This window comes from Mycobacteroides chelonae CCUG 47445 (assembly GCF_001632805.1).
Classification (GTDB): Bacteria; Actinomycetota; Actinomycetes; order Mycobacteriales; family Mycobacteriaceae; genus Mycobacterium; species Mycobacterium chelonae.
Window position 1 is genome coordinate 5,003,280 of record NZ_CP007220.1, and the last position, 26,538, is coordinate 5,029,817.

Below are 26,538 nucleotides of genomic sequence, written 5' to 3' on the forward strand. Positions count from 1 at the left end.
GAAGCGATGTTCGCGGGCAACCGCAGCACCGTGGCGTACTCGGCGTTCGGCACCGGCACTCTCAAAATTGATGCTCTGACAACGGCTTTCCGTGCGCTGTTGACGAGCTACCCGATACTTTCCACGCAGGTCGTGCCTGCTGGACACGGGTACGCGCTTCAATACTCTCCCCATCCGCCCGCGCTGCAGATCGGTGCATGCACGGCTCTACCCCGGGCAGGGTTCACCGTCGTCCACCCCGACGCGGTCTGTGCCATCGACGTGGCGCAGGCCGGCAATGACTTTCGGTTGACGCTGCTGACCCACCACAGCATCGCCGACGCGGGGGCCGCGCTGCGCTATCTGGAAGTGTTGTGCGCGTATTACACCCGTGTGGTCGAGACGGGGTCGGCCGGGCCCATCCGCTCGCATCCACTCGCCCTCTCCCTTGAGCAGTTCCTTGCCGCACGCGGATACGTCATACCCGAGGCCGGCGCGCCCCCGGCGCAACGCGCAGAAACGACAGTCGACGCGGCGGTCGTGGTTCGGCATGGGCGCACCCGGCTCGGGCGCGAGCAGACCACGCGGTTGTTCGATGCGGCCCGCGCGGCCTCCCTCACCGTGCACGGAGTCGCGTGTGCTGCGGTTCTGCTGGCCGCTCATTCACTTTCACCGTCGCAGGGCCCGGTCACGTTTAGCCTGACATCATCGGTGGACCTGCGCACGCGAACAGAGGCTCCCATCGCCGCGGCGCAAGGGACGGTGATCCAGGGAGCCGACACCGCGATTCTGGCTGTCCTACCCGATGATGACCCGCTGCGCCTGGCTCGTGCCGTACTGGATTCTCTGGTCGCCGGCCTCGCGGATCACACTGTGCACCAGGTATTTCTGCACCAACCGCCGCTACAGCAACAGTGCGTCGAGAATCCACTCATGGTCACGAACTGGGGGCCGATACCGACGCTGCCTCTGCCGGAGGGGCTGCGCGTACACGACTTCCGCGCCACCGTGCGCGGTCGACACATTGGGTTACGCGCCACGACACTTCCACCGAGCTTCTTCATCACCACCTGTGACGGACGGCTCAGCATCGACCATCCCGCGTGGGTTGCCGACGAGTCCGACCCCACTATCGCGTGGGCGGAGGCGCTAGGGCGCGCCTTCGACCGCATTCTGAGCTGACGGGCGCGGCGGTCCGAGGGGCCGGGCCGCATCGGCAGTCCCGTCGCCGTCCGTGTCGGTGAGTTCGACATCCCAGCGGCCGTCACCCGTGGTGTCCGCATACACGGAAGTACCTGAATCGGTTGTCCGGAAAGCTCTTTCAGCATTTCCGTCGTTGTCCGCATCGACCAGCTGCTCGGGTTTCCCATCCCCATCGATATCTGCTGCGCCACCGGCATGTTCAATCCCATCAAGACCGAACCAGCTGATGGATCCGCTTCGTTCCACGTGAAACGCCCAGGTGCCCAAGCCATCATCGGTGAAGTACGTCTCCGGCCTGCCGTCGTTGTCCACGTCGAGGACGCTGTGGTCCGCCGAGCCATCACCGTCCGCATCCCACATCACGTCGTCGAACAACCCGTCGCCGTCGAAATCCAGACGCACCGCGTCCATGACTCCATCGCCGTCCAGATCGGCGTTGGGTGGTACGTCCCAGGCGGTGACGCTCCCGTCCCCGGTACCAAAGCAGTAGTCCATACCCGATACGAGGCCGCGACGACGCCGGGCGTTCCGCCTTCTTGGGGCATGTGGATAACCACGGAGGCAGAAACTGCGTCGATATCGGTTCACATAACGTAGGAGGGGATTCGAGGTCAATCGGTTCCGTCCGTAATCTCTGACCCCGTGGATGCCCCTACGCTCACGCTGCTTCTCAGTGCGGCGGCCGCCGCGGGCTGGGTCGATGCGGTGGTGGGTGGTGGCGGGCTCGTCCTCATTCCCGTGCTGCTGCTCGTCTTTCCCGGGATGACTCCCGCGACCGCGCTGGGAACCAACAAACTCGCCGCGCTGGCCGGTACATCCTCGGCCGCCGTCCGGCTCTTCCCCCGCACCCCGTTGAACTGGCGCGCGCTCCTGGGGGCATTCGTGCTCGCCGCGGCCTGCTCCAGCGCCGGCGCCTACACCGCCTCGCGGCTACCGGTAGCTGTCTTCAAACCCGTGGTGCTCGTGCTGCTGGTGGCCGTCGGAGTGTTCGTCGCGACCCGTCCACAGTTCGGCACCGCGACGCAGGGCACCGCGCGCACCAGGGCCACCACTGTTGCCGCGCTCGCCGTCGCGGCCATCCTGATCGCGTTCTACGACGGCATCATGGGCCCGGGCACCGGAACGTTCATGATCATCACCCTGACGGCCATCGCGGGAATGACCTTCCTCGAAAGCTCGGCCACCGCCAAGGTGCTCAACTCCGGAACCAATGTCGGGGCTCTCATCGTCTTCGCGTCGCAGGGTCACGTGCTCTGGCTTCTGGGCCTGTCACTCGGTGTCGCGAACATCGCGGGAGCTCAGCTTGGCGCACACATGGCACTCGGGCGCGGCGCGGGATTTGTCCGCGTGGTGTTGCTGGTGGTCGTCGTGGTCATGGTCGGCAAGCTCGGCTACGACATGATCGGCTGAGCGCGCTCAGGTACGACTCGCCCACCATTCGCGCAGCGCCTCAACCGCCTCGTCGTGATCGAGCGGTCCCCGCTCCAGCCGCAGCTCCTTCAGGAACCGCCACGCCTGGCCGATGATCGGCCCGGCCGGAACGCCCAACAGCTCCATGATCTCGTTGCCGTCGAGGTCGGGCCGCACCCGCGCCAGATCCTCCTTGGCGGTCAGTTCGGCGATGCGCTCCTCAAGCCCGTCATAGTTGGCCTGCAGCCGGGCCGCGCGCCGCTTGTTCCGCGTGGTGCAGTCTGCGCGCACCAGCTTGTGCAGCCGCGGCAACATGGGGCCGGCATCGGTGACATACCGGCGTACCGCCGAATCGGTCCACTTGCCGTCCCCGTAGCCGTGGAACCGCAAATGCAGGTACACCAGCTGCGACACGTCGTCGACCATCTGCTTGGAGTACTTGAGGGCACGCATCCGCTTGCGCACCATCTTGGCCCCGACAACCTCGTGGTGGTGAAAGCTCACCCCGCCGCCGTCCTCGTGCCGACGGGTGGCCGGCTTGCCGATGTCGTGCAGCAGCGCCGCCCACCGCAGCACCAGATCCGGGCCATCGTCTTCGAGATCGATCGCCTGCTCCAACACCGTCAGCGAGTGCCGGTAGACGTCCTTGTGCTGGTGATGTTCGTCGATGGTCAGCTGCATCTCACCGACCTCGGGCAGCACCACCGCGCCGAGGCCGCTCTCCACCAACAAATCGATTCCGGCGACCGGATTGGCACCCACGATCAGCTTGTCCAGCTCTACCTGCACCCGCTCGGCAGTGATCCGCCCCAACTGGCCGGCCATCGCGTCCAGCGCCTTCAACACCCGGGGCGCCACCGTGAAACCCAGCTGAGAAACGAAGCGAGCCGCGCGCAGCATGCGCAACGGATCGTCACCGAAGGAGATCTCCGGAGCCGACGGGGTGTCCAGCACCCCAACACGCAAGGCCTCCAGTCCGTTCAGCGGATCACAGAACTCTCCCGGCCCGTCCGGCCCGATTTTCACCGCCATCGCGTTGACGGTGAAGTCCCTGCGCACCAGGTCGCCCTCGAGGCTGTCGCCGAACACCACTTCGGGGTTGCGCGACTGCTGGTCATAGCTGTCGCTGCGGTATGTGGTGATTTCCACCCGCTGCCCCTTGCGCACCACGCCGAGAGTGCCGAAGGCGATACCGGCATCCCAGATGGCCTCGGCCCAGCCTGCCACCAATTCCTGCACCTGCCCGGGACGGGCATCGGTGGTGAAGTCCAGATCGGTGCCCGACTTGCCCAACAAGGCGTCGCGGACGGTACCGCCCACCAGATACAGGTCAAAGCCTGCCGAATCGAAGAGTGCACCCAGTTCCGACAGCATCTTCTTGTGCCGGTTCAGGGTCACTGCGGCGGTGGCCAGCAGCTCGGCGGACGGTATCGATTCGGGCACGTCGGGCAGCCTACCGGCGCGTATCGCGGGAGCTCTCAGTAGCGGGAACTACTATCACATGGGTGTCTGACTCCTCCGGCGGTTCCCGCACGGGTGGGTCGTCGGATGAACCCGGCTCGGACCCCGCCTCAGCGCGCGGCAGGGGGTCGCGACGCGGTCGGCGCAACCGATCGCAGGGCCGGGCGCAAGGCGCTGGCACTCCGGCGGCCTCCCCTGCCGCGGGCACTCCTCACGGAACCGACGGAACCGGTGCTGCGGGTGCAAAAGGCCGCGGGCGCGGGCGCCCGAAAGGCGGCGCCACAGGAACCTCGTTGCGCACCGTCCGTGAGACCTCCGCCGGTGGCCTGGTCATCGCCGGCATCGACGGTCCCAAGGACGGCCAGGTGGCCGCCCTCATTGGACGGACGGACCGGCGTGGCCGAATGCTGTGGTCGCTGCCCAAGGGCCACATCGAACAGGGCGAGACCGCCGAGCAGACCGCCATCCGCGAGGTCGCCGAGGAGACCGGTATCCGCGGAAGCGTGCTGGCCGCACTCGGCAGCATCGACTACTGGTTCGTCACCGAGGGCCGCCGAGTGCACAAGACCGTGCACCACTATCTGATGCGCTCGCTGGGCGGAGAGCTCTCCGATGACGATGTCGAAGTCACCGAGGTCGCCTGGGTCCCCCTCGAGGAACTGCCCACCCGGCTGGCGTACGCCGATGAGCGGCGGCTGGCCCAAGTGGCCGGCGACCTCATCGACAAACTGCACACCGACGGGCCCGAATCGCTGCCCCCCTTACCTCCGTCCACCCCGAGACGCCGCCCGCAGACGCACTCCAGCACCCATAGGACACCGGGCCGACGAACCGGGCGTGGACCACAGCAATGACTCGAATCACGCTTCGCAACGCGACGCGTGTGGCGGCGGTACTCGCCGTCCTCGCACTTGTCCTGCTGGGTGCTCCCTGGGCCGCACCCCGCGCCCACGCCTATCGGGACGGGCAGTTCCTCAAGGTCGTCCTGGACGAGGTCACCCCACAAACCGTCACCACCGTCGATTCGACCGTGACGGTGCGGGGAACGGTGGTCAACGTCGGCGATCGCCCGGTGACCGACGTGGTCGTTCGGCTGGAGCGTGCCGAGGCAGTCGCGACCAGCGCCGAGTTACGCGCCAATCTTCATGGCCGCCACGACCAGTACCAGCCCATCGGTGATTTTGTCACTCTCGCAGGCACTCTCGAGCAGGGTCAGCAGCGCCCCTTCACCCTCGCCTTCCCGCTGCGCGGCGGCACCGGACCAACGTGGAACATCTCCACGCCCGGGGTGTATCCCGCCCTGGTGAACGTCAACGGCACCCCCGACTACGGGGCCGCTGCCCGGCTCGATGACGCGCGCTTCCTGCTCCCGGTTCTCGGGGTTCCGCCCCCCGCCGGTGCTGCCTCCGAACCCGAGGTCGCACCCGACACCTCTCGCCCCGTGGGTCTAACGCTGTTGTGGCCGTTGGCCGACCGCCCGCGGCTGGCGCCCGGTCAGCCCGGTGGGCCGGCGCCGGTGCGGCTGCTCGACGATCAGCTCGAACGCTCCCTGTCACCCGGAGGCCGGTTGGACGCGCTGCTGGGAGCCCTGGAGTTCGCGACCGAGCCGGTCGTCGACCCCAAGGCGGATTTGGCCCGCACAGTCTGCCTGGCTGTCGACCCCGATCTGCTGGTGACGGTCAACGAGATGACACTCGGTTACCAGGTTCTCGACAATTCGGCCGATCCCGCCGGTCCGGTGCACCCCGGCACCGGGCAGGGGCTCGCGGCGGCCTGGCTCGACAGGCTGCGCGCGTTGGCCAAACGCACCTGCGTCACACCGCTGCCCTACGCACAGGCCGGTCTGGATGCTGTTGCTCAGATGGCCGATGAGGGTCTGGCCCATCAAGCCACCACCGGCACCGCAGATGTGCTCGACCAGATTCTAGGAATCAACAGCCTGCGCGGTGCCACCCTCCTCGGCGACGGTCATCTCTCGAAGGCGGGCATAGGTCTGCTCACCGGACAGGGCCCCACCGTCGCGGTGTCGGCCCTGCCCGCGGATCAGGAGACACCGCCCGACTTCAACCCGCGCCGGGTGTCCGACACCGTCGTGGCGGCACCTTTCGACCCATCGGTGGGCGCCGCACTGAGCGCCGCCGGGCGCACCCCCACCACGCCCGAGTACGTGCCCCGGTCGCTTCGCTTTACCCTGCAACATGATTCGCGCGTAGCGCGGATGCAGGACGCGCTCGGGGCGATGGCCTGGCAGGCGCTGACACCCCAGCAGACTCCCCGTCAGACGATTCTGCTGCCGGACGCCACCTGGGATCTGTCCGACGGCGAGGCCCGCGCCATCCTTTCCACCACGTCCACGCTTCTGCACGCCGGACTCGCCATACCGCGCCCGCTGCCGACCGTCATCGGCGAAGCGCGCGCCGGTGCCCAGCCCAACCCGGTGGACACCGCGTTCGGAGTGGATTCGCCGGGCGCCGTGGACGATGGGGTGTCGCTCGGGCTGGGCGACGAGGTCCGGCGGCTATGGGGGCTCACCGCAGCGCTGACCGTGGATGCCCGCACCGGACTCACCGGTGTTCAGTACACCGATCCGTTGCGCCAGGACGCCCTGCGGGCGGTGAGCCAGAGCGTTCCGCCCGACGCTCGCGACGACACCGCCCAGGAACGGCTCTCGGCCATCCGCCGCACTGTCGGTGACCTGTTCAACGCCGTCACCGTCGTCAATCCGGGTGGCTCCTACACCCTGGCCACCGAACACAGCCCGCTACCGCTGGTGCTGCGCAACGAGCTTCCGGTGCCTATCCGGGTCGCTCTGCGGGTCGAAACACCGGCCGGTATGAGTGCCACAGATGTTGGCGTTCAAGAGATTCCGCCCGGGTTCCTGCCGGTGAAGGTGCCCGTGGAGGTCAATGTCTCCCAGCGCATGGCTGTCGATGTAACCCTGCACACCCCCGATGGTCTGCCCTTGGGTGATCCGGTACGTCTGTCGGTGCACTCCAACGCATACGGAAAGCCGCTGTTCTTCATCACCATCGGCGCGGCCACGGTGCTCTTCGCGCTGACGGGCCGGCGCCTGTGGCATCGCTTCCGCGGCCAGCCCGACCGCGCCGATCTCGACCGCGAGAACGAGCTTTCCGCCGGCGGGAGGGGCAGCCAGTGGCAACCGTGAGAAAGCCGCTGGACCCGCTACCCGATCCGGAATCCGACGACACCATCGAAGAGCTCTCGGACGCGGCCGTCGTAGCGCATTCCGGCTCGATGGCGGTGGCCACCCTGGTCAGCCGGATCACCGGATTCATCAAGCTGTTGTTGATCACCGCTGCGCTCGGTGCCGCGTCCGCCAGTGCATTCTCGACCGCCAACCAGCTGCCCAACATCATTGCCGCACTGGTACTCGAGGCCACCTTCACCGCCATATTCATCCCCGTACTCACGCGCGCCGAGCGGGAGGATGCCGACGGCGGTCAGGCATTCATGCGCAAGCTGCTGACCATCGCCACATCGGTGTTGGTGGTGACGACGGTGCTGTCGGTGCTGGCCGCGCCATTGCTGGCCGCGCTGATGCTCGGCGATGACCCGAAGGTCAGCACGCCGCTGACCACCGCGCTGGCGTACCTACTGCTCCCGCAGATCCTGTTCTACGGACTGTCCTCGGTGTTCATGGCGATCCTGAACACCCGCAATGTGTTCGGACCACCCGCGTGGGCTCCGGTGTGGAACAACGTTGTCGCGATCGCCGCCCTGATTCTGTTCTGGCTGATGCCCGGGGAACTCACCCTCGATCCGACCCGGATGAGCGATCCCAAACTCCTGGTGCTGGGCATCGGCACCACGCTCGGCGTGGTCACCCAGGCCACGGTGCTGATTCCCGCCATTCGTCGCCAGGGGATCCCCCTGCGACCCCTGTGGGGAGTTGACGACCGGCTCAAGCAGTTCGCCGGTATGGCCGCGGCCATGTTCGCGTACGTGGCCATCAGCCAGCTCGGGTTCGTCATCACCAACCGGATCGCCGCCGGCGCAGCCGATTCCGGTCCCATCATCTACAACCAGACCTGGATGATCCTGCAGCTGCCCTACGGGGTAGTCGGGGTGACCATCCTGACGGCGATCATGCCGCGGCTCAGCCGCAACGCCGCGGCCGAGGACACCTCCGCGGTGGTGGCCGACATATCTCTGGCCACGCGGCTGACGATGGTTGTCCTGATCCCGGTCGTTGCTGTCATGACCGTCGCCGGTCCGGCGATGGGCCCGGCGCTCTCCGCGTACGGGCACTTCACCCTCGGTAACGCCCACTACCTCGGGCTCTCGATTTCACTTTCCTCCTTCACTCTCATTGCGTATGCCCTTGTGCTGCTTCAGCTTCGGGTGTTCTATGCGCGCCATGAGGCGTGGACGCCCACGCTGATGATCATCGTGATCACTGCGGTGAAGATTGTCTGCTCGGTGATTGCCCCGCACCTCACCGACGACCCCAGCCTGGTCGCCGGTTATCTCGGTGCCGCCAACGGACTCGGGTTCGTGGCGGGCGCCGTGTGTGGGTATCTGCTGTTGCGCCGAAGCATCGGGCGCGCGGCCGGACCGCTCATCGGTCCGGGCGTGGTCCGTACGGTGCTGATCACCCTCGCCGCCTCGGGTACGGCGGCGGCCGTCGGCCTCGGCATCGACCGCGGGTTCGACCTGGATCTGCTCACCCGGGCAGGCGGCGGCCTCGGTTCGATTCTGCGGCTGGTCATCCTCGGTACCGTGATGCTCACCGTCACCTTCGCGGCCATGGTGGCGGTCAAGCTTCCCGAGGCACTGAGCATCGTCTCGCTGCTGCAGCGCCGCCTGGGCAGCCGGCTCGGCATCGGCATCCAAGATCACGCTTCGGTCATGGGCAACTCCCCGCCGCCATCCCTGCCGTACCCTGATTCGGGTGATCGAGTCGGCGGCGGCGACGCTGTCGGCCTGACAACCGCAAACAAATCAGTGCACGGGGGCGGCGCTGATACGAGAAAGGGCAGGGCCGTGACAGACACCCCAGGGTCATCGACCCGGTCTGTTTCCACCGAGTCCCCCTCCGGGGGCGCAGTCCCCACCTCCGTGATGCCGGGTGCCAGCATCGCGGACGGCCGTTACCGTCTGCTCACCTCACACGGGGGCCCGGACGGGCTGCAGTTCTGGCAGGCCACCGATACCGAGCTGAATCGCCCGGTAGCGCTCACCATCATCGACGGCGCCACCTTCACCTCCGATCAGGTGCAGGATATCCTGTCGAATACCTTGCGGCTCAGTAAGATTGGGTCCTCTGGCCTAGCGCGTGTGCTGGACGCCGTACGCGAAGGAACCGGCGGCATCATCGTCGCGCAGTGGGTCCGCGGCGGTTCGCTGCGCGAAGTTGCCGACACCCAACCCTCTGCCGTAGGCGCCAGCCGGGCCGTCCGTTCCCTGGCCGAGGCCGCCGATGCTGCTTTCGAGGCCGGGTCGGCGCTGAGTATCGACCACCCCGATCGCGTACGCATCAGCATCGATGGGGATGCCGTGCTCGCGTTCCCCGCCACACTCTCCTCGGCCAGCGCGCACGAGGACGTCCATGGCCTCGGCGCCGCCCTGTACGCACTCACCACCCGCCGCTGGCCGCTAGCTGAAACTGGCCAGCCAAGTGGGCTGCCCGGCGCAAATCGCGCACCCGACGGTCGCCCCGTCGAGCCACGAGTGATCGTCCCGACCATCCCCGCGGAGATCTCGGACGTCGCCTCCCGCGCGCTCAGCGATGATCCCGGTTCTGCCGCCGAGCTGCTCGATGGCCTGGAATCGGCCATCGCGAGCGTCGATCACACCACCATGCTGGAGCCTGCCGCCGCAGCACCCACGCAGTCGTTCAGCATCGGCCGCCCCCAGGGTTTCCAGGATTCCGGGGACCCCGCGGACGATGACGATTACGACGATGTCGACGACGACGAGGACCCCGAGGAAGCGGCCCGGCACCGGAAGATCTTCCTGATCGGGCTCGGCGTGGTCGGTGTCCTGGTCATCTCGCTGTGCATCGCGCTGGGCGTCTGGGTCACGCGGATCTTCGGCGATGTCGGCCCGTTGGACAAGATCAACATCGGTATCGGATTGCCCACCCAGTCCGCCAACGGTGACACCGCCAAGCCCGGTAGCCCGGCCAAGATCGTGCAGGCGACCGTGTTCCCTCCGGGCCCGGACGCCGATCAACCCGGCAAGGCGAATCTGGCGGTGGACGGCAACGCTTCCACGTCATGGTCGACCGACACCTACACCGATGCTGATCCCTTCCCGGTGATCTTCAAACCAGGGGTTGGCCTACTGCTCGATCTCCAGTCCGCCAGTGCTCTGAGCAGCGTCACGATCGAATCTCACAGTGTCGGAACGCAAGTACAGATTCGTTCTGCCGACTCGGCCACGCCTGGCTCCGTCAACGACACCAAGGAAATCTCCGCTTCCACGACGTTGCAGCCCGGCAAAACAACGATCCCGATCACCAGCAGTTCTCCGGTCTCTCATGTGCTGGTGTGGATCAACAAGCTGGGTTCCACCAACGGTGATCACCATGCGGAGATCGGCGAAATCACTGTCACGACTGCTTCCTAGCTGCGGGATCGCCTGGCAGTCGAGCGGTTATCGAACGGCTTTCAGTATCGCTCCACAATTTTCACCCCTATATTTTTCGCAGTAGTTGAAACCCGATGGCAACCTCAAAATTGCTCGTTGAGCTGCGGTTCATGCCGTTCAGTTACGCATATTGCCGTTACAGGTTGTTGAAAGTTGTATAACAGTTTGCTGTGGGGTGATCCTGTGGTCGACGCCACCCCCCGTTTTTGATTACTGTGCGCGTGTGGGCATGGTTCAGGGGGTTCTCACGACTCCTCAACACTCGGACGCCGAGCTGTTGGCTGCCCACGTCGCCGGCGACCCTTCCGCTTTCGAGGAGCTATTCCGCCGTCATCACCGTCGCCTCTACCGGCTCGCTCGGGCCACCAGCCGCACCCCCGAGGATGCCGCCGATGCCTTGCAGGAAGCGATGCTGTCGGCGCACCGTGGTGCCGCCAATTTCCGTAACGACGCCGCCGTCACCAGCTGGCTTTACCGCATTGTCGTGAATGCCTGTCTTGACCGTCTGCGTCGTACCAAGGCACACAGCCCGATCGAACTCGAAGAGGACGTCTACACCCTCGAGGATCCCTCGACCAGTGTCGACACCTCGATCGTCATCCAGAAGGCCCTGCTCCGGCTGCCCGCCGAACAGCGCGCCGCGGTCATAGCCGTCGACATGCACGGATACTCGGTGGCCGATGCCGCTGAGCTGCTCGGCGTGCCCGAGGGCACGGTGAAGAGCCGCTGCGCGAGAGCCCGCGCACGCCTGGCCGTCGCCCTGCACTATCTCGACAAGGCCGGCTCCGTCGAACCGGAAACCATCGACTACTAACCGTGTACCGCCGTGTCACGATCCGCCTACGAATTGGGCAACAGGCGTGGCCAGCGGTAGCTGGGTACGGGAACAATGAATTCACATGGTCAACAATCCGCCGGACACCCCCGATGGCGAAGGTAACCTCGACAAGGTGAACCTCGCCGAGGTACCGCTGTCCCTTGAGGTCCTGGCCGACCTACACGCCGGCGTCTATGACGCAGGCGATGCCGACGTACTTCGGCAACGGGCAGAGCAGGATCCGGACGCGTGCACGACCCTCGCTGCCCTCGACCAGGTACGTGCCGACCTGGTGGCATGGATGGAAAGCCCTGCCCCCGATGTGCCCGCGTCCGTCGTCGACGGCATCGTTGCCGCATTGCACGCCGAGTCGGCCAAATCGACGTTGCCCGCGGTAGCTGCGCATGCCGTCCGGCCCGCAGACCCGCGCCTCAACCTGGTGACCGGCCCCGTCCCGCTGGACCATCGCCGGCGCCCCGCGGCAAAGCGCCGCTGGCTCGCATTCTCGGGCGCAGGGTTGGCTGCGGCCGCCTGCATCGCGGTGGCCATCACCGTGGTCACCCAGAACAACCAGCGCACGTCTGAGACCACCGCCACCGTGGCGGGCCCGTCGTTGTCGCAGTACATCGCGCCGAAGACCGCTGCCCCCATGGCGCCGGAATTGCCGCCGCAGGGTGCCCTGGGCCAGACCGCCTTCCCGATTTCTGGCAACGAGATCGCCGCCCTCGTCGGTCGCACCCCCACCTTCGGCGCCCTCGAGGACCCTGCACTGCGCGCGTCGTGCCTCACCGGCCTCGGCTTCTCCGCCTCAACGCCCGTGCTCGGAGCACAGACTCTCGACGTCGACGGCCCCGCGGTGTTGATGGTGCTACCCGCCGAACGGCCGGGTGAACTGTTGGCGGTGGCCGTCCGGCCCGGCTGCAGCCAGTCCGATCCCCAGCGGGTCGCACAGACCCGAATCGGCGCGACACCCGGCCGCTAGAAGGCCGGACCGCACCCCATATCTCCCACCGCCCGCCCGCTGTACCTCCCACCGCCCGCCCAGTGCGGAACATCCCGCTCTAGGCTGTTGTTTCAGCACTCGCATGGCCTTTGTCTGCAACAGGCACTCAGATCGGATCAGAAGGGAACCGCATGTCGGAGGTTGTATCGACCGAGTCCGAATCGGACATCCACGAGCTCATCATCATCGGCTCAGGACCCGCTGGATACACCGCGGCGGTCTACGCAGCCCGTGCCCAGCTGAAGCCGATTGTTTTCGAGGGCACCCAGTTCGGCGGCGCACTCATGACCACCACCGAGGTCGAGAACTACCCGGGTTTCCGTGAGGGCATCATGGGTCCCGACCTGATGGACCAGATGCGCGAGCAGGCCATCCGCTTCGGTGCCGACCTGCGCACCGAGGATGTCGACGAGGTCTCCCTGCAGGGCCCTGTGAAGACCGTCACGGTGGGCGGCGAAATCTTTCGTTCCCGCGCGGTGATCCTGGCCATGGGCGCCGCTCCGCGGTATCTCGGGGTACCGGGCGAGGACACCTTGCTGGGCCGGGGCGTGAGTTCCTGTGCCACCTGCGACGGTTTCTTCTTCAAGGATCAGGACATCGCCGTCATCGGCGGCGGCGATTCCGCGATGGAAGAGGCGACCTTCCTCACACGGTTTGCCCGCAGCGTGACACTCATCCATCGCCGTGACGAGTTCCGCGCGTCCAAGATCATGCTGGAGCGCGCGTACGCGGACCCCAAGATCAACGTCCTGACCAACACCAAGATCCTCGGGGTCGAAGGCACCGACTCGGTGATCGGGCTCAAGCTCGAGAACACGGTGACCGGGGAAGCCTCGCAGCTGCCCGTCACCGGGATGTTCGTCGCCGTCGGGCACGATCCGCGCAGCGAACTCGTTAAGGATGTCGTCGACGTCGATTCAGACGGGTACGTGCTGGTGCGCGACAGAAGCACCTACACCTCATTGGAAGGCGTGTTCGCCGCGGGCGACCTCGTTGACCGAACCTATCGGCAAGCCGTCACCGCCGCCGGAAGTGGTTGTGCTGCAGCCATCGACGCCGAGCGCTGGCTTGCCGAGACGGCGCATTCCCAGACCCTCGTCGAGGCCTAGCCTCACCGCCACCCATCACAAGGAGAACCCATGAGCGACCACGCGACCGTTACCGTCACCGACGACTCCTTCCAGGAGGACGTCGTCTCCAGCAATAAGCCCGTGCTGGTGGATTTCTGGGCGACCTGGTGTGGGCCCTGCAAGATGGTGGCCCCCGTGCTGGAGGAGATCGCCAAGGACCATGGCGAAACGCTAACCATCGCCAAGCTTGATGTCGATGCCAACCCGGAGACCGCGCGCGCCTTCCAGGTGACGTCGATCCCCACCCTGATCCTCTTCCAGAACGGTGAGGCAACCAAGCGTATCGTCGGCGCCAAGAGCAAGTCGGCGTTGCTGCGTGAGCTGGACGGGGTCGTCTAACCGGCTCGACACCGGTCGGTTGACAAGGCCGGGAGTTTCTCTCATCGCCTAGGCATCTGAGACAATAGTGCCGTCCCGACGACGGGCAGCCCGTGTCCGGTCGGTGACAGTGCGGTTTCTTGCGAAAGGCGGAGTATGACGACAGGCGCGTCGAACATTCGCCACGGCGATCGAGGCCCCGCCGTCAGCGAGGTACGCGAGGTGCTCACCGCACTCGGGTTCCTGGAGGATCCCGATGAGACGCTGGCGACCGGTCGGCACGTCATGCCGGACCACTTCGACCCGACGTTGGACGACGCCGTGCGCGCGTTCCAACAGCGCCGCGGCCTGTTGGTCGATGGTGTCGTCGGACCCGCGACCTATCGCACCCTCAAGGAAGCCTCCTACCGGCTCGGGGCTCGCACCCTTTTCCACCAGTTCTCCGCACCCATGTACGGCGACGATGTGGCGACTCTGCAGAAGCGTCTGCAGGATCTCGGGTTCTACACGGGTCTGGTCGACGGTAACTTCGGGCTGCAGACCTACAACTCGCTCATGTCGTACCAGCGGGAGTACGGGCTGACGGCGGACGGCATTTGTGGGCCGGAGACCCTGCGCTCGTTCCAGTTGTTGGGTCGACACGTCACCGGTGGGTCTGCGCATGCGATACGCGAGACCGAACATGTCCGTAACGCCGGCCCGCAGCTGTCCGGCAAGCGCATCGTGATCGATCCCGGTCTCGGCGGCGCCGACCGCGGAGTCATCGTTCCGGGCCGCGAGGGCCCGACCAGCGAAGCAGACATCCTGTGGGACTTGGCCAGTCGCCTCGAGGGGCGGATGACCGCGATCGGCATGGACACCTATATCTCGCGCGCCATCCAGAACAACCCCACCGACATCGACCGCGCCACCTATGCCAACAATGTGGGTGCCGATCTGATGATCAGCCTGCGTTTCGACTCGCAGCCCACCGTGGCCGCCAGCGGCGTCGCGTCCTATCACTTCGGCAATCTGCACGGCTCGGTGTCCACCATCGGACACATGCTGGCCGACTTTATTCAGCGAGAAGTGGCTGCGCGCACGGGATTACGTGACTGCAGGGCGCACGGCCGCACGTGGGACTTGCTGCGCCTCACCCGGATGCCCACCGTGCAGGTGGACATCGGGTACATCACCTCGCCGAACGATGTCTCCATTCTGAGCGCCGCCCACTATCGCGATGTGGTGGCCGAGTCGATTCTGGCCGCGGTCAAGCGTGTGTACCTGCTCGGTAAGAACGACAGGCCCACTGGCACATTTACTTTCGACGAGCTGCTGGCCCACGAGCTGTCCGCCGGGAGCTAATCCCGGCTCACCACCTCGATCGCACTCGCCGGGCAGAGGTGCGCCGCCTCATCGGCCTTCGCCACCTGGTCCTCGTTCAACACCCCAGCGGCCCTCGGTACGGCGGTGCCATCCGCATCCGCACTGAACAACTCCGGATGCTGCGCCACACAATATCCCGACCCCATGCACAGATCCTGGTCGACGATCACCCTCAACCCTGCGTGGGCCTCGGCCATGGTCACGCCCTCGTTAGGGTAACGGGCAGCCCACCCTCGAGCGTCACCGAAAAGTTGAAGTGGTGCTTGGGCTTCCAGCCCTGCGGAAGCGTCAACCGATACCTCTGGAAAATGATCGCCAACAAGAACTGCGCGTTCATGTACGCCATGCCGGTGCCGAGGCAGTGGTGTCTGCCCGACCCAAACGGCATGAATGCCAGTCTGGGACGCTCCCTGACAAGTGCCTGGTCCATGAATCGATTCGGGTCGTAAGAGTCTGGGTTCACCCACCAGCGTGGATCACGGTGCATCGAGTACAGCGACGGACCGACGATGGTGTACCGCGGGATGAAGTACCCGCCTATCACGTCGTCTTCCATCGCGAATCGAGGATTGAGCGGGTGGCCCTGAAGCCTCTGCCCCTCGTCGAAACATGCTTTCGCCCAGGACAACTTGGGGAGATCATCCGGGGTCGGCACTCCGCCCTGCAGCGCGTCGACCTCTGCGTACAGTCGGTTGAGGTGATCCGGGTGTGCCAGCAATAGCGCGAGTGTCCACGAAAGCGACGCCACCACCGTCTCGTACCCACCCGCCATCAAGATCATCAGTTCCATGCTGAGATCCCGCTCCGACAAAGGACTTCCGTCATCATAGGTGGCCTCCAACAACAGGCTCAACAGATCCGGAGTCTCGACCGGGTGCCTGCGGCGGTCCTTGATCAGCCGCCTCGTCAATCGCCACAGTCTCCACATGGACCTGGGCGCGCTCTCGCGCCCAGGCATCGGCAGCAGGTTCGGTAACGGGCTCATCAGCGTCACCGACGCCATCAGCGACATGAAAGTCCGTAAGTCCACATCGGTTTCGTGGATCTCCTGCTCGGTGATCGACGAGGAAAACATCGCGCGCAGGAACGCGGGCAAGGTCACCTGTGCGATGGCGTGCTGCAAGTCCACCTCCTGACCGGTGTCTGCCCACCGTTCCCAGCTATCGACTCGGCTCACGAATTCGTCGGCGATCACCTCTGCCACCCGCGCCAGATGACGGCGTCCGAACATTGGCATGAGCATCCGGCGCCGCTGCCGGAACTTGTCTCCTTCCAGCATCGGAATCGCGGCACCGATCATGCCCATCGCCGCTTGCCCTGGTCCGATCATGCTGTACCGGCCGACAGGGTCGTCCATCACCTGGCTGGCGTAATCCGGATGGTTCACCACAACAATGTTGCCGCCCAACGGAAATGGAACGCTGTAGATGTCCCCGAACTCCTTGGCGCAGCGCCGGAAGAACTCGAAGGGTTCACGCCTCATCTCCGGGACGCTCCCGACGAAGGGCCGGCCAACGGGGCCCGGTGGCGTGAGCTCGGATCTCCCCACTCCCCGGACCGCGCTAGCCGCCAGCGGAATGCCTGCCCGGGTGATCCTCCATGGGTCATGCCTACGGGAGGCGGATCCTCCGTGTCGTCTGCCGATCTCGTTGACTTCGCGCACTGTCGGATTGATCGGCAATGGCCCCCAATCTCCTGTCAGCTCACGTGGCACCGTCACATCTGGTGCAGTACCTCGGGATTGGGTCCCAACGGAAGCCTCGAATGGACAGGCTTCTGTCGTGTTCTCGGTAGTGGGGAGCTGCGGCATGCTCATCGGTCTCCTTTCCAGAGGTGTGACTACGCCGCGGGCACAGGCTGTTTGGTAGGTGCGCCACGGACCGGTCCCAACACCGTGGCTCCGACCGCATCGCGGTAACGCTGGCACGTAGGTGAGTACGCCGCGATCACGACTGCCAAGAGGTTGAGGGCCGTGCACAGGATGGCGATCGACCACGACGGTCCGGGCCCGAGTCCCAGATGAATGGCGAAATAGTTCGGCAGCGTGCAGATGATGGTGTAGGCGAGATACGCCCCAGGGGCGACGAATGGGATTATCGCCCAACGGTATCCGCGCATATGCGGTCGGATCACTACCAGTACCCAGGCGATCATCACCAAGAATCCGCCATTCTGCACGAGGCTGGGCAGTGGCACTCCGTAGACCAGTGCGTTGTTGCTGTAGTACCGCATCAGGCCGAAATGACTGTTGACCATCTCGCCGATGCATTCGCCAATCCCGAAGACCACCGCAAACACGATGAGTGTCCATGCGGCCCAACCCTTTTTGATCATCTCGTAGACGAGTAGCGCCGTCGGGGCCGTGCCCACCCAGACCAGGGGAACGAAGATCGGGAGGGGCCGGTCGGCGATCGTGACGTAGGGCAGGGCGTTGGTCATATAGGTGGTGGCGCCGATGACGTCGAGCCACGGCTCGACAAAGTACGGCAGGATTGTCACCCCGCTGAGCATGATCAGCCAGTACATCAGTGCGTCTTCGTGCCTGCGCAGGGTCATCCATCCCACCCAGATCAGCGAAATCGCCAGGCACGCAACAAGTATCGCAATAACAGTCCACGCCCACCACGGCTCACCGTGAATGACTGGTGGTGGACCCCACTGCGCACCGGCGCTCCATCGTGTCGTCACAAGTGTCCTTTCGCCGTCGGTAAGCGGTTCTTTCGGACAGTAATGTCTGGTTTGAGAATAAGTCAATCATTTTAAGACAAATCATTCCGCAAGACGACACACCTCGACCATTGCCTGCGCCGTCGACTATTCTCAGCCGCATGGAGGACCCCGCGGAGCCGCCGATCCGCATGGCAGAACGGCAGCGCGCTCGACGCAGCGAGCTCGTCAAAGAAGAGGTGGTGGAGGCTGCCCTCGCGGAATTCTCCGAGCGCGGGTACCACCAGACATCGATTGCGCACATCGCGGAACGGCTCGGCACCGGTCACTCGATGTTCTATCGATACTTCACCAACAAACGCGACATCCTCGAACACGTGGTTCAGCACGCCACCCAGCGCACCGTCGAAACTCTCAGCCACACGCTGCCCGGCCGCATCACGTCGCTGGACGAATTCCACGATTTTGCAGTGAATCTCGGGCTTGCCTACATCGGGATGGTGGTGGCAGATCCTCGACTGTCGCGCTTGATGCTGCAACAGGGTGCGGCCGTGGATGCGGAGATGACTGCGCAGTTCTGCCAGGTGTTCGACGCCGGTGCTTCGGTTCTCGCCGGCCTATTACGTGATGGGATCGAATCTGGTTATGTCCGGCCGGGTATCGACGTTGAGGCCGTCGCCGATTCGGTGGCGGGCATCCCGCTCGGGATACTTGCCCGCTATGGGCACGACCCCGATCAGGACGTTCTCGCATCGCGTGTACGCGCGACCGCCGACCTCGTCTGCCGGGGGATCGCCCCGTAGCGGGAATACGCCGCTCCCGGTGAGCGTTTCCGGCCGCTGTGAACACATTCACCGTCGGTGATGCGACCGTCACACAGCTCACCGAACTCGCGGTGTGGCCGATCCCGCCGCACGATTGGTATCCAGCCATCAGCGAGCAACAGCTCGCGTTCGCCCGAGCCACGTACGCACCATCGGCCGTCTCGACAGACGGTGCTGATCTGATCTTCTCCATCCACAACTACCTCATCGAGCTGGGCGACACCGTCGTGGTAGTCGACACCTGCTCGGGCAATCACAAGAACCGGCCCCTGTTCCCAGACCTCCACATGCTCGATACCGACTACCTGAATCACCTCAAGCACGCAGGATTTGATCCCGAGGACGTCGACGTCGTCATCAATACCCATCTCCATCTGGACCATTGCGGATGGAACACCCGGCTAATCAACGGCACCTGGCAGCCCACTTTTTCGAACGCCACGTACCTGTTCCATGCCGCTGAGCTCAAATACATTCAGGCACAATGGGAGTCGTCTCCGGCAGGTGAGTGGGCCGAGGGCGGCGGCTGGGTCTATCAGGACAGTGTCCTTCCGGTCCTTGAGCATTCTCCGCACCGCTTCGTCGCGCCGGGGCATCAAATCCACGCGCACGGCTCCACCCGCATCACCACCCTGGACACGGCCGGGCACACGCCGGGGCACCTCGCCATCGAAATCAGTGCTCCGGGCACCGGTGTGATCATCTCCGGTGACGCGTTGCATCACCCCATGCAGGCCCAGTTTCCAGATCTGCCCTTTTTCGCGGACGCCGATCCTGCCATGGGTACCGCTGCCCGTCGCGCACTGCTCGGACGCTGCGCCGACGAAGGCTTGCGCCTGGTGACCGCCCACTTCCCCGAGCATCTACCGATGGGTGTCCGCCGGAGCGGCACCACATTTGAATGGACGTACCCTCCAACCGGGCAATGAACCCTTGCCGCTAGAACGCCGCGCTCACCACCGGGCCGGCCCCTGCAGGTTGCGGAATCCGCACCGACTCCAGGAGTCGCTCCAACGCGGCCTCCACGTCGGCCTTCCAGCCGAGCCCGCTATCAAGCTCCAACCGCAGTCGCGGGAAATGCTGGTGCGGTGCGACCACCGTGAAGCCCACATCCTTCAGGAATTCGACATCGATCATGCACTGCTCGATGGTGCACTCCCCCAGCACATCTGCCGCTTCTGAATGCCTGACCAACGATCCTTCGCAGAGATCCAGCGCCTCACTGGTCCGGCCGAACGCCTCCAGCGCGCGCACACCGCGGCGCACCAACTCGGCGACCACATTGGCGATGATGCTGTGCGGCAATCCGTCTGACTCGTGACCCGGCTCCACACCCAAGGACGTCAGCAAGACTGCATCCGCGCTGACCGGGGCGGTCGGGAACAACCGCGCACGAGGCACCACCCCGGGCGGGGCATACAACGCGTATCCCACCGTGGCGGGTCGGGACTGTGGGCCGGCGATGGCGACCTGACCGCATGACCCCCACTCGAGCATGACCATCGACAGCCACGCTTCCTTCTCGAACTCTGGGTCCGACAGGTGCTGGCTGTCTCCGACGGTAGCGGGGTCCACTTCCCAGAAGACACACCGCCGGGCGTGCTTGGGCAGCTGCTCGAAACCATCGAGCCGCAAAGGAACGATCCGAGCCGACACTGGTCTTGTACGCCTCCACGTCAGGTCCACATGGTGCGCGGAACGCCTCAGGCATCCGGCAACCCTTCAAGGATATGCGAAATTTCTGGTTTGGCACCCGGCGACCTTGCCGGGATACCGGGAATCCACGGCCGGACCCGTCACCGTGCCGACGATTCCCCTGTGGAGCCGAATCTTCTTACTTGCCAAGTGTTTTCGCGCAGAAGCCGAGTCTGGCGGGTTTTCGCGTCACAGTGACGTTTCTCCCCCGTGGGTTAGGACGTGGCTTCGCCGGACATCATGTCGACAATTCGCTGTAAATCTTCCACCGAGCCGAACTCGACGACGATTTTGCCCTTGCGCTTGCCCAGGCTCACGGTCACGCGGGTGTCGAAGGTGCCCGACAGTCGCTCGGCGACATCCTGCAGACCCGGCATCTGGATCGGCTTGCGCCGCGGCGCCGGTTTGGGAGCGTCGCTGCGGTTCGCGAGCGTCACCGCTTCCTCTGCGGCACGCACCGACATTCCCTCGGCCACGATCCGGGCGGCAAGCTCCTCCTGCGCCTCGGCTCCACCCTCAAGGGCGAGCAGCGCTCGTGCATGACCAGCCGACAGCACACCCGCCGCGACCCTGCGCTGTACCGCGATGGGTAGGCGCAGCAGTCGGATCATGTTGGAGATCACCGGGCGCGATCGACCGATCCGGGACGCCAACTCTTCGTGCGTCACTTCGAACTCATCGAGAAGCTGTTGGTACGCGGCCGCCTCTTCCAAGGGGTTCAGCTGTGCCCGGTGGATGTTCTCCAACAACGCGTCTCGAAGCAGATTGTCGTCGGCCGTCTCCCGGACGATCGCCGGGATGGTGTCCAAACCGGCCTCCTGGGTAGCGCGCCACCGCCGCTCCCCCATGACGAGTTGGTAGTCACCGCCCTCGACCGCACGCACCACGATCGGCTGCATCACGCCGAACTCGCGGATGGAGTGGACCAACTCCGCGAGTGCCTCCTCGTCGAACACCTGACGCGGCTGCTTGGGATTGGGCTTGATGGCCGTCACCGCGATCTCGCGATACACCGCGCCGATATCGGTGGCCGGTGCAGCCGGTGCAGCCGGAGCCGCTGGGCCGCCACCGATGATCACATCGGCGGCCGCGTCACCCAGGCGCGGGCCCGCAGGGGTAGGTGCACCATCCACCGGTGCGGTCGGGATCAGGGATGCCAGGCCGCGGCCGAGTCCGCCCTTACGCCGTGATGATGGCGACTGACTCATCGGTTACTTCTCCCTTTTCGCATCCGCTTTACGCACATGATCATCTTCTCGCAGTGCACAACGCTCATTGTGGATCACTCGCCGACGGGCTCGGCCGCTGCGCGAGTTCGCGCGCGGCATCCAAGTAACTCAGGGCTCCCCGTGAACCCGGGTCGTATTCGAGGACGCTGGTTCCGTATCCCGGAGCCTCTGAGACCTTGACGCTGCGCGGGATGACCGACCCCAACACCTTCGGACCGAAGTGGCTACGCACTTCGTCGGCCACCTGGTCGGCGAGCTTGGTCCTGCCGTCGTACATGGTGAGCAGAATCGTCGACACATGCAGCGCGGGATTCAGGTGGGCCTGGACAAGTTCGATGTTGCGTAGCAGCTGACCGACGCCCTCCAGCGCGTAGTACTCGCACTGGATCGGGATCAGCACCTCGTTCGCCGCCACGAGTGCGTTGACCGTCAACAGGCCGAGCGAAGGCGGGCAGTCGATGAACACGAAGTCGAAATCGTCGGCGGGTAGCCCGGCGATTGCACCGCGCAGCCGGCCTTCACGAGCCACCATCGACACCAATTCAATCTCGGCACCGGCTAGGTCGATCGTCGCCGGAACGCAGAACAGATGCTCACTCTGCGGGCTGGACTGGATCGCGTCCTTGATGGGTATCTCGCCGAGTAGGACCTCGTATGACGACGGGGTGCCTGCCCGATGATCGGCGCCCAGGGCAGTGCTTGCGTTGCCCTGGGGATCGAGGTCGATCACCAGAACATTCAGGCCCTGCATCGCCATCGCGGCGGCGAGGTTCACCGCAGTCGTGGTCTTGCCGACGCCACCCTTCTGGTTGGCGATCGTCAGCATCCGGCGATGAGCCGGCTTCGGAAGACGGACCGATCCTTGCTTGATCTGGGTGGCGCGCTGAGCGGCTGCACCGATGGGAGTCTCCGACTCCTCGAAGTTCGCGGGCGATCGGTGGCCGTCACCCGTTGCTCCGGTTTCACGTGAAACATCGTCGCTAGTCACTGTCGTCTCCTTGATCGGATGCTCATCGGCTCCGCTTCCGCGTACCGCCACGGGAGCTTCCCCGTCGACGGCCTCCGTCGCATTCTTTCCGCCGCGCGACCACCACCGTGGTGGGCGGATCGAGGTACCGCGTGCCACACTGCACCACCCTCACATCGTCGGCGCCGAGCAGGCTCAGCGCGCTACCGTACTGCTGCACTTCTTCATCGGCGCGATCGCCTTTGATCGCCAACATGCGTCCGCCGATCCGCGCCAACGGAAGGGACCAGCGGCCGATCTTGTCCAGTGCCGCGACGGCCCGCGACGTGACCGCGTCCGCCCCGCCAACCTCCGCGATAACACTCGGCTGCTCCGCCCGGCCCCTCATCACCGATACGTTGGTGAGTCCCAGCCGCTCGATCATTTCACGGAGGAAGTCGGTGCGCCGCAGCATCGGCTCGACCAGAACGATATCGACATCGGGGCGTGCGATACCTAGCGGGACGCCCGGCAGACCCGCGCCGCTTCCGACATCGATCACCCGCTCACCGGAGTCGAGTAACTCCCCCAGCACGGCGCTGTTAAGGATGTGGCGTTCCCATAATCGATCGGCCTCGCGCGGACCGATCAGGCCGCGCTCCACTCCAATCGTCGCGAGCGCGTCAACGTAGTCGACCGCCACGGGCAGCCGCTCGCCGAAGACCTCGGCTGCGGCCTCCGGCACCGGGAGGGTCTCGCCGTGTTTCACGTGAAACATTCCTCCCGGAGCGCGGCCACAGAATTACATGGATGGGATTTGGTGGTGATCAGTCGTGCAGGACGACCACACGGCGCGACGGCTCCACGCCCTCGCTCTCGCTGTGCACACCGTCGATCGCTGCAACGGCGTCGTGCACAATCTTGCGCTCGAAAGGAGTCATGGGCGCGAGCTCCTCGCGCTCACCGGACTCCAGCACCTGCTTGGCGATCTTGGTGCCCAGCGCCGCCAGCTCATCACGACGACGGCCACGCCAGTTCGCAATATCCAGCATCAAGCGGCTGCGCTCACCGGACTTCTGCTGCACCGCCAGCCGGGTCAATTCCTGCAACGCATCGAGCACCTCGCCCTTGCGGCCCACGAGCTTGGACAGGTCGCCGCCGCCGTCGATGCTCACAATCGCGCGGTCTCCCTCGACATCGAGGTCGATGTCGCCATCGAAGTCCAGGACGTCGAGGAGCTCCTCGAGATAGTCGCCGGCGATCTCACCTTCGGCAACCAGACGTTCCTCGAGATCCACCGTGCGCGTCTCACCCTCCGGTGCGGCGTCGACCTCGGTGGTGGTCTCTTCGGCTTGAGTGTCCAGATCGGTCATCGTTCTTCTCCCTCTGTCACGCCCGTGCAGAATCGCGGGCGGTTAGCGCTTGCGGCGACGATCGGGCCGAGCACCCGGCTTCGGGGTGCGGCTCGTCGTACCTGATCCATTGGTGGAGTCCGGGGAAGCCTGTCCCCCGGTGTCCTCGTCCGTGCCACCCGATTCGACAATCTCGGTGCTATCGGATTCGTCTGCTTGTTTCGCCGGCTGGTTCTTCCCGCCGCGCGTCGGCTTGGCACCTGGCTTCGGGGCATTGGCGGCCCGTCGCTCCAGATCCGCCTGCTTCTTCTCTTCTTCTTCCTTGGCGATGTGGTTGAAGACGTAGTGCTGCTGACCAAACGTCCAAATGTTGTTGGACACCCAGTACAGGATGATGGCGATCGGCAGGAACGGACCACCCACGACCACACCGAGCGGGAACACGTACAGCGCCAGCCGGTTCATGATCTGGGTCTGCGGGTTGGCCTGGGCCTCAGGACTCTGCCGCGCGATGGAGGCCCGGCTGTTGAAGTAAGTCGCGATACCCGCGATGACCATCAACGGTATCGAGACACCCGCGACGGCCCACCTGTTGAATTCGGTGAACGCGTCCAGACCCGTCGTCTGAATCATCGTGGCGCCCAGCGGCGCACCGAACAGGTTCGCGTCCAGGAAGTTGGCCACGTCGCCGGCGCTGAAGATGTAGTTACCCGTGGCGCGATTCGCCTCCACCGACATATGCACCTGACCGAAGCCACCGGTAGTTCTGTTGAACGAACGCAGTACATGGAACAGACCTAGGAACACCGGAATCTGGGCCAGCATCGGCAGGCAGCCCAGGATCGGATTGAAACCGTGCTCGCGCTGTAGCTTCTGCATCTCCAGCGCCATGCGCTGACGATCGTTCTTGTACTTCTTCTGCAGGGCTTTGATCTGTGGCTGCAGCTCCTGCATCTGGCGGGTGGTCCGAATCTGGCGGACGAACGGCTTGTACAGAATCGCGCGGAGGGTGAACACGAGGAACATCACCGACAGCGCCCACGCAAAGAAGTTCTTGGGGCCCAGCAGGTACGCGAACAGCTTGTACCAAACCCACATGATCGCCGAGACGGGGTAGTAGATGAACCCGAGACTGAACCAATCAAACATCCGCTGTACTCCTCCGCACGCTTACGTGCTCTACGTCTTCGTGCTTGGTATGGCGTTCAGGAATCGGATCCCATCCACCGTGGTGCCAGGGCCCGCACTTCAGTAGGCGGATCGTGGCCAACCATCCGCCGCGGACCAGTCCGTGCACGGTCAATGCCTCGACCGCGTACTGGCTGCAGGTCGGCATAAACCGGCAACTGGGCAGACGCATCGGCGAGACCCAGGTTTGATACAGGCGAATCAGGAAGATCACCGCGCGTGCGGGACGGCTTTTCATGGCTGCCGCTCTGGTGCGGGTTCCAACCGGTGTATCGACCGGTGGACTCCATCTCGCAATTGCTGACGCAGACTCGCCGAGAGTGCAGTGCTGCTACTAGGCAGCGCTCTGATCACCATGCGATCCACGGGTTCAAGTGTGGGGAGCACCTCGGCGGCAACATGCCGGAGTCGACGAGACACCCGATGGCGCACTACCGCGCCGCCTACCGATTTCCCGACGATCAAACCGACCTTGGGACCCTCGACGTCGGCCGATGTAGAACCCACACAGCCACGTTGCAGATGAATCACCAAGTCCGCGTGGGCAGTTCGCACTCCACGCTTGACGGTCTGCCGGAATTCGGATGATTTGGTCATCCGGTGTCGAGTCGGTAACACCGACTACCTACCTGCGCCCGAAACTCAGGCGGTCAGTTCCTTGCGGCCCTTACGACGCCGGACCGCAATGATTGCGCGACCGGCGCGGGTGCGCATGCGCAACCGGAAACCGTGGGTACGCGCGCGACGCCGATTGTTTGGCTGGAAGGTCCGCTTGCCCTTTGCCACCGCTACTACTCCTTTATGTCCGTCACGTGCTCAACTGACATCACTCACGCCGCCCGTTCACGACGCATGCAATGTGCTGAGACGCATCAGTCCGTTGGTACTGCTCACTCGCCACCGGCGCGGTGCCTACGGAATCTTGGGTTTCACCCCTGATGACGTGCGGGTCGCGGCCGTGCCGCCAACGTTCGGGCGACTGTTTGAGGGTACTGACCTGCTCGTCGCCGGTCAAACTGATCCCAACCGTCACACGCGTATCCCCTCTGCACAGCAGTCTGTCACCTTTACGAAAGTTGTCACCGCAGTCACGGGATAGGTTGGCGGGGCGGCACAAAAACTGTTAGCTTCTGCGAATGCCGTTTCCACCGGGCGAATGCATCGGAACCACCCACGCGGGCCGATGCCGATCGCGGTCGGACACCGACTAGCCGGTCCCCCGGAACAGGTGATCCAACGTGATCTCCTGGTATGCGCACACTGACCACCACGGGGTGGTCTGCTTTGTTGTCCACAGGTGTGGATAACCGTGTGGAAACCCACGACCGATCATTGAAAA

At 64.9% G+C, this 26,538-nt stretch carries 26 protein-coding genes and 1 pseudogene; 13 read left to right on the plus strand and 14 right to left on the minus strand.

Annotated features, from left to right (window positions below; genetic code table 11):
* The first annotated feature begins 6 nt into the window (after window positions 1–6).
* Window positions 7–1,161: a phthiocerol/phthiodiolone dimycocerosyl transferase family protein gene (locus BB28_RS24190; protein WP_046256152.1), complete on the plus strand. Its 1,155-nt coding sequence runs from the start codon at window positions 7–9 to the stop codon at window positions 1,159–1,161.
* Here the strand turns inward: BB28_RS24190 and BB28_RS24195 are convergent.
* Window positions 1,129–1,677 carry a hypothetical protein gene (locus BB28_RS24195; RefSeq protein WP_046255377.1) on the minus strand — a complete coding sequence of 183 codons (549 nt, stop codon included), beginning with the start codon at window positions 1,675–1,677 and terminating at the stop codon, window positions 1,129–1,131. The two genes, BB28_RS24190 and BB28_RS24195, sit on opposite strands and share 33 nt — an antisense overlap.
* Before the next feature lie 168 nt (window positions 1,678–1,845).
* Here BB28_RS24195 and BB28_RS24200 point away from each other — a divergent pair, with 168 nt between their 5' ends.
* The gene (locus BB28_RS24200; RefSeq protein ID WP_046256153.1) at window positions 1,846–2,592 is read left to right on the plus strand and encodes a sulfite exporter TauE/SafE family protein; all 747 of its coding nucleotides are present in this window, start codon (window positions 1,846–1,848) and stop codon (window positions 2,590–2,592) included.
* A gap of 6 nt (window positions 2,593–2,598) precedes the next feature.
* Here BB28_RS24200 and BB28_RS24205 read toward each other — a convergent pair whose 3' ends face one another.
* The gene (locus tag BB28_RS24205; protein ID WP_046255378.1) at window positions 2,599–4,035 is read right to left on the minus strand and encodes a CCA tRNA nucleotidyltransferase; all 1,437 of its coding nucleotides are present in this window, start codon (window positions 4,033–4,035) and stop codon (window positions 2,599–2,601) included.
* A 62-nt stretch (window positions 4,036–4,097) separates the two neighbouring features.
* Here BB28_RS24205 and BB28_RS24210 point away from each other — a divergent pair, with 62 nt between their 5' ends.
* The 8 genes from BB28_RS24210 (at window position 4,098) to BB28_RS24245 (ending at window position 15,277) form a co-directional block, all read left to right on the plus strand.
* Window positions 4,098–4,907, plus strand: coding sequence for an NUDIX hydrolase (locus BB28_RS24210; RefSeq protein ID WP_075874124.1), 810 nt, complete (start codon window positions 4,098–4,100; stop codon window positions 4,905–4,907).
* Window positions 4,904–7,219 (plus strand): DUF6049 family protein, encoded by a 2,316-nt coding sequence (locus BB28_RS24215; protein ID WP_046255380.1) that lies wholly within the window; start codon window positions 4,904–4,906, stop codon window positions 7,217–7,219. Before BB28_RS24210 ends, BB28_RS24215 begins: the two co-directional genes overlap by 4 nt.
* A complete protein-coding gene (locus tag BB28_RS24220; protein ID WP_075874123.1) occupies window positions 7,207–10,644 on the plus strand; it encodes a lipid II flippase MurJ in 3,438 nt (1,145 codons plus the stop codon). The genes BB28_RS24215 and BB28_RS24220 overlap by 13 nt, the downstream gene beginning before the upstream one ends.
* Before the next feature lie 250 nt (window positions 10,645–10,894).
* Window positions 10,895–11,479, plus strand: a complete 585-nt coding sequence (gene sigM, locus BB28_RS24225) for an RNA polymerase sigma factor SigM (RefSeq protein WP_064393611.1) — start codon at window positions 10,895–10,897, stop codon at window positions 11,477–11,479.
* Window positions 11,480–11,564: 85 nt separating this feature from the next.
* The gene (locus BB28_RS24230; protein WP_046255382.1) at window positions 11,565–12,464 is read left to right on the plus strand and encodes a hypothetical protein; all 900 of its coding nucleotides are present in this window, start codon (window positions 11,565–11,567) and stop codon (window positions 12,462–12,464) included.
* Window positions 12,465–12,616: 152 nt separating this feature from the next.
* Window positions 12,617–13,594: a thioredoxin-disulfide reductase gene (gene trxB / locus BB28_RS24235; protein WP_046255383.1), complete on the plus strand. Its 978-nt coding sequence runs from the start codon at window positions 12,617–12,619 to the stop codon at window positions 13,592–13,594.
* 30 nt (window positions 13,595–13,624) lie between these two features.
* Window positions 13,625–13,954: a thioredoxin gene (trxA, locus tag BB28_RS24240; protein WP_046255384.1), complete on the plus strand. Its 330-nt coding sequence runs from the start codon at window positions 13,625–13,627 to the stop codon at window positions 13,952–13,954.
* Window positions 13,955–14,089: 135 nt separating this feature from the next.
* Window positions 14,090–15,277: an N-acetylmuramoyl-L-alanine amidase gene (locus BB28_RS24245; protein ID WP_046255385.1), complete on the plus strand. Its 1,188-nt coding sequence runs from the start codon at window positions 14,090–14,092 to the stop codon at window positions 15,275–15,277.
* Here BB28_RS24245 and BB28_RS24250 read toward each other — a convergent pair.
* From BB28_RS24250 to BB28_RS24260, 3 genes are read right to left on the minus strand one after another with little or no spacing between them, the layout of a single operon-like run.
* Window positions 15,274–15,495 (minus strand): ferredoxin, encoded by a 222-nt coding sequence (locus tag BB28_RS24250; RefSeq protein WP_046256156.1) that lies wholly within the window; start codon window positions 15,493–15,495, stop codon window positions 15,274–15,276. The genes BB28_RS24245 and BB28_RS24250 overlap by 4 nt on opposite strands.
* A 2-nt stretch (window positions 15,496–15,497) precedes the next feature.
* Complete coding sequence (locus BB28_RS24255) at window positions 15,498–17,108, minus strand: cytochrome P450 (protein WP_081252423.1); 1,611 nt, start codon at window positions 17,106–17,108, stop codon at window positions 15,498–15,500.
* Between the two features lie 29 nt (window positions 17,109–17,137).
* Window positions 17,138–17,986, minus strand: coding sequence for a hypothetical protein (locus BB28_RS24260; protein WP_046255387.1), 849 nt, complete (start codon window positions 17,984–17,986; stop codon window positions 17,138–17,140).
* Window positions 17,987–18,126: 140 nt separating this feature from the next.
* Between BB28_RS24260 and BB28_RS24265 the strand changes: the two genes are divergently transcribed.
* Window positions 18,127–18,768 carry a TetR/AcrR family transcriptional regulator gene (locus tag BB28_RS24265; RefSeq protein WP_046255388.1) on the plus strand — a complete coding sequence of 214 codons (642 nt, stop codon included), beginning with the start codon at window positions 18,127–18,129 and terminating at the stop codon, window positions 18,766–18,768.
* A 38-nt stretch (window positions 18,769–18,806) separates the two neighbouring features.
* Window positions 18,807–19,718 (plus strand): MBL fold metallo-hydrolase, encoded by a 912-nt coding sequence (locus BB28_RS24270; RefSeq protein ID WP_046255389.1) that lies wholly within the window; start codon window positions 18,807–18,809, stop codon window positions 19,716–19,718.
* 10 nt (window positions 19,719–19,728) lie between these two features.
* Here the strand turns inward: BB28_RS24270 and BB28_RS24275 are convergent, their stop codons facing one another.
* The 9 genes from BB28_RS24275 to rpmH all read right to left on the minus strand — a co-directional run bounded on the left by BB28_RS24275 (window position 19,729) and on the right by rpmH (window position 25,985).
* Complete coding sequence (locus BB28_RS24275; RefSeq protein WP_046255390.1) at window positions 19,729–20,445, minus strand: hypothetical protein; 717 nt, start codon at window positions 20,443–20,445, stop codon at window positions 19,729–19,731.
* Between the two features lie 254 nt (window positions 20,446–20,699).
* Complete coding sequence (locus tag BB28_RS24280; protein ID WP_046255391.1) at window positions 20,700–21,692, minus strand: ParB/RepB/Spo0J family partition protein; 993 nt, start codon at window positions 21,690–21,692, stop codon at window positions 20,700–20,702.
* Window positions 21,693–21,756: 64 nt separating this feature from the next.
* A complete protein-coding gene (locus BB28_RS24285) occupies window positions 21,757–22,701 on the minus strand; it encodes a ParA family protein (protein WP_046256157.1) in 945 nt (314 codons plus the stop codon).
* 22 nt (window positions 22,702–22,723) lie between these two features.
* Window positions 22,724–23,437: a 16S rRNA (guanine(527)-N(7))-methyltransferase RsmG gene (rsmG, locus tag BB28_RS24290; protein WP_046255392.1), complete on the minus strand. Its 714-nt coding sequence runs from the start codon at window positions 23,435–23,437 to the stop codon at window positions 22,724–22,726.
* A gap of 49 nt (window positions 23,438–23,486) precedes the next feature.
* A complete protein-coding gene (locus tag BB28_RS24295; RefSeq protein WP_030097692.1) occupies window positions 23,487–24,032 on the minus strand; it encodes a Jag family protein in 546 nt (181 codons plus the stop codon).
* 42 nt (window positions 24,033–24,074) lie between these two features.
* Window positions 24,075–25,160, minus strand: a complete 1,086-nt coding sequence (gene yidC, locus BB28_RS24300) for a membrane protein insertase YidC (protein WP_030097693.1) — start codon at window positions 25,158–25,160, stop codon at window positions 24,075–24,077.
* Window positions 25,153–25,437, minus strand: coding sequence for a membrane protein insertion efficiency factor YidD (gene yidD / locus BB28_RS24835; protein WP_057980052.1), 285 nt, complete (start codon window positions 25,435–25,437; stop codon window positions 25,153–25,155). Before yidD ends, yidC begins: the two co-directional genes overlap by 8 nt.
* Window positions 25,434–25,817 (minus strand): ribonuclease P protein component, encoded by a 384-nt coding sequence (gene rnpA / locus BB28_RS24840; RefSeq protein ID WP_075874121.1) that lies wholly within the window; start codon window positions 25,815–25,817, stop codon window positions 25,434–25,436. Before rnpA ends, yidD begins: the two co-directional genes overlap by 4 nt.
* 24 nt (window positions 25,818–25,841) lie before the next feature.
* On the minus strand, window positions 25,842–25,985 hold the full coding sequence (gene rpmH / locus BB28_RS24845; protein ID WP_030097696.1) for a 50S ribosomal protein L34: 144 nt from the start codon (window positions 25,983–25,985) through the stop codon (window positions 25,842–25,844).
* A gap of 73 nt (window positions 25,986–26,058) precedes the next feature.
* Between rpmH and BB28_RS24850 the strand changes: the two are divergent.
* A pseudogene (locus BB28_RS24850) lies at window positions 26,059–26,463 on the plus strand (hypothetical protein).
* Window positions 26,464–26,538 lie beyond the last annotated feature (75 nt).

Bases quoted from the DNA above. Each gene is read 5' to 3' on its own strand.
- BB28_RS24295 (WP_030097692.1), bottom strand. From the start codon at position 24,032: ATGACCGATCTGGACACTCAAGCCGAAGAGACCACCACCGAGGTCGAC.
- BB28_RS24190 (WP_046256152.1), top strand. From the start codon at position 7: ATGTTCGCGGGCAACCGCAGCACCGTGGCGTACTCGGCGTTCGGCACC.
- rsmG (WP_046255392.1), bottom strand. From the start codon at position 23,437: ATGTTTCACGTGAAACACGGCGAGACCCTCCCGGTGCCGGAGGCCGCA.
- BB28_RS24250 (WP_046256156.1), bottom strand. From the start codon at position 15,495: ATGGCCGAGGCCCACGCAGGGTTGAGGGTGATCGTCGACCAGGATCTG.
- trxA (WP_046255384.1), top strand. From the start codon at position 13,625: ATGAGCGACCACGCGACCGTTACCGTCACCGACGACTCCTTCCAGGAG.
- BB28_RS24280 (WP_046255391.1), bottom strand. From the start codon at position 21,692: ATGAGTCAGTCGCCATCATCACGGCGTAAGGGCGGACTCGGCCGCGGC.
- BB28_RS24215 (WP_046255380.1), top strand. From the start codon at position 4,904: ATGACTCGAATCACGCTTCGCAACGCGACGCGTGTGGCGGCGGTACTC.
- BB28_RS24255 (WP_081252423.1), bottom strand. From the start codon at position 17,108: ATGCCGCAGCTCCCCACTACCGAGAACACGACAGAAGCCTGTCCATTC.
- BB28_RS24245 (WP_046255385.1), top strand. From the start codon at position 14,090: ATGACGACAGGCGCGTCGAACATTCGCCACGGCGATCGAGGCCCCGCC.
- yidC (WP_030097693.1), bottom strand. From the start codon at position 25,160: ATGTTTGATTGGTTCAGTCTCGGGTTCATCTACTACCCCGTCTCGGCG.
- BB28_RS24265 (WP_046255388.1), top strand. From the start codon at position 18,127: ATGGAGGACCCCGCGGAGCCGCCGATCCGCATGGCAGAACGGCAGCGC.
- sigM (WP_064393611.1), top strand. From the start codon at position 10,895: ATGGTTCAGGGGGTTCTCACGACTCCTCAACACTCGGACGCCGAGCTG.
- BB28_RS24230 (WP_046255382.1), top strand. From the start codon at position 11,565: ATGGTCAACAATCCGCCGGACACCCCCGATGGCGAAGGTAACCTCGAC.
- yidD (WP_057980052.1), bottom strand. From the start codon at position 25,437: ATGAAAAGCCGTCCCGCACGCGCGGTGATCTTCCTGATTCGCCTGTAT.
- trxB (WP_046255383.1), top strand. From the start codon at position 12,617: ATGTCGGAGGTTGTATCGACCGAGTCCGAATCGGACATCCACGAGCTC.
- BB28_RS24195 (WP_046255377.1), bottom strand. From the start codon at position 1,677: ATGGACTACTGCTTTGGTACCGGGGACGGGAGCGTCACCGCCTGGGAC.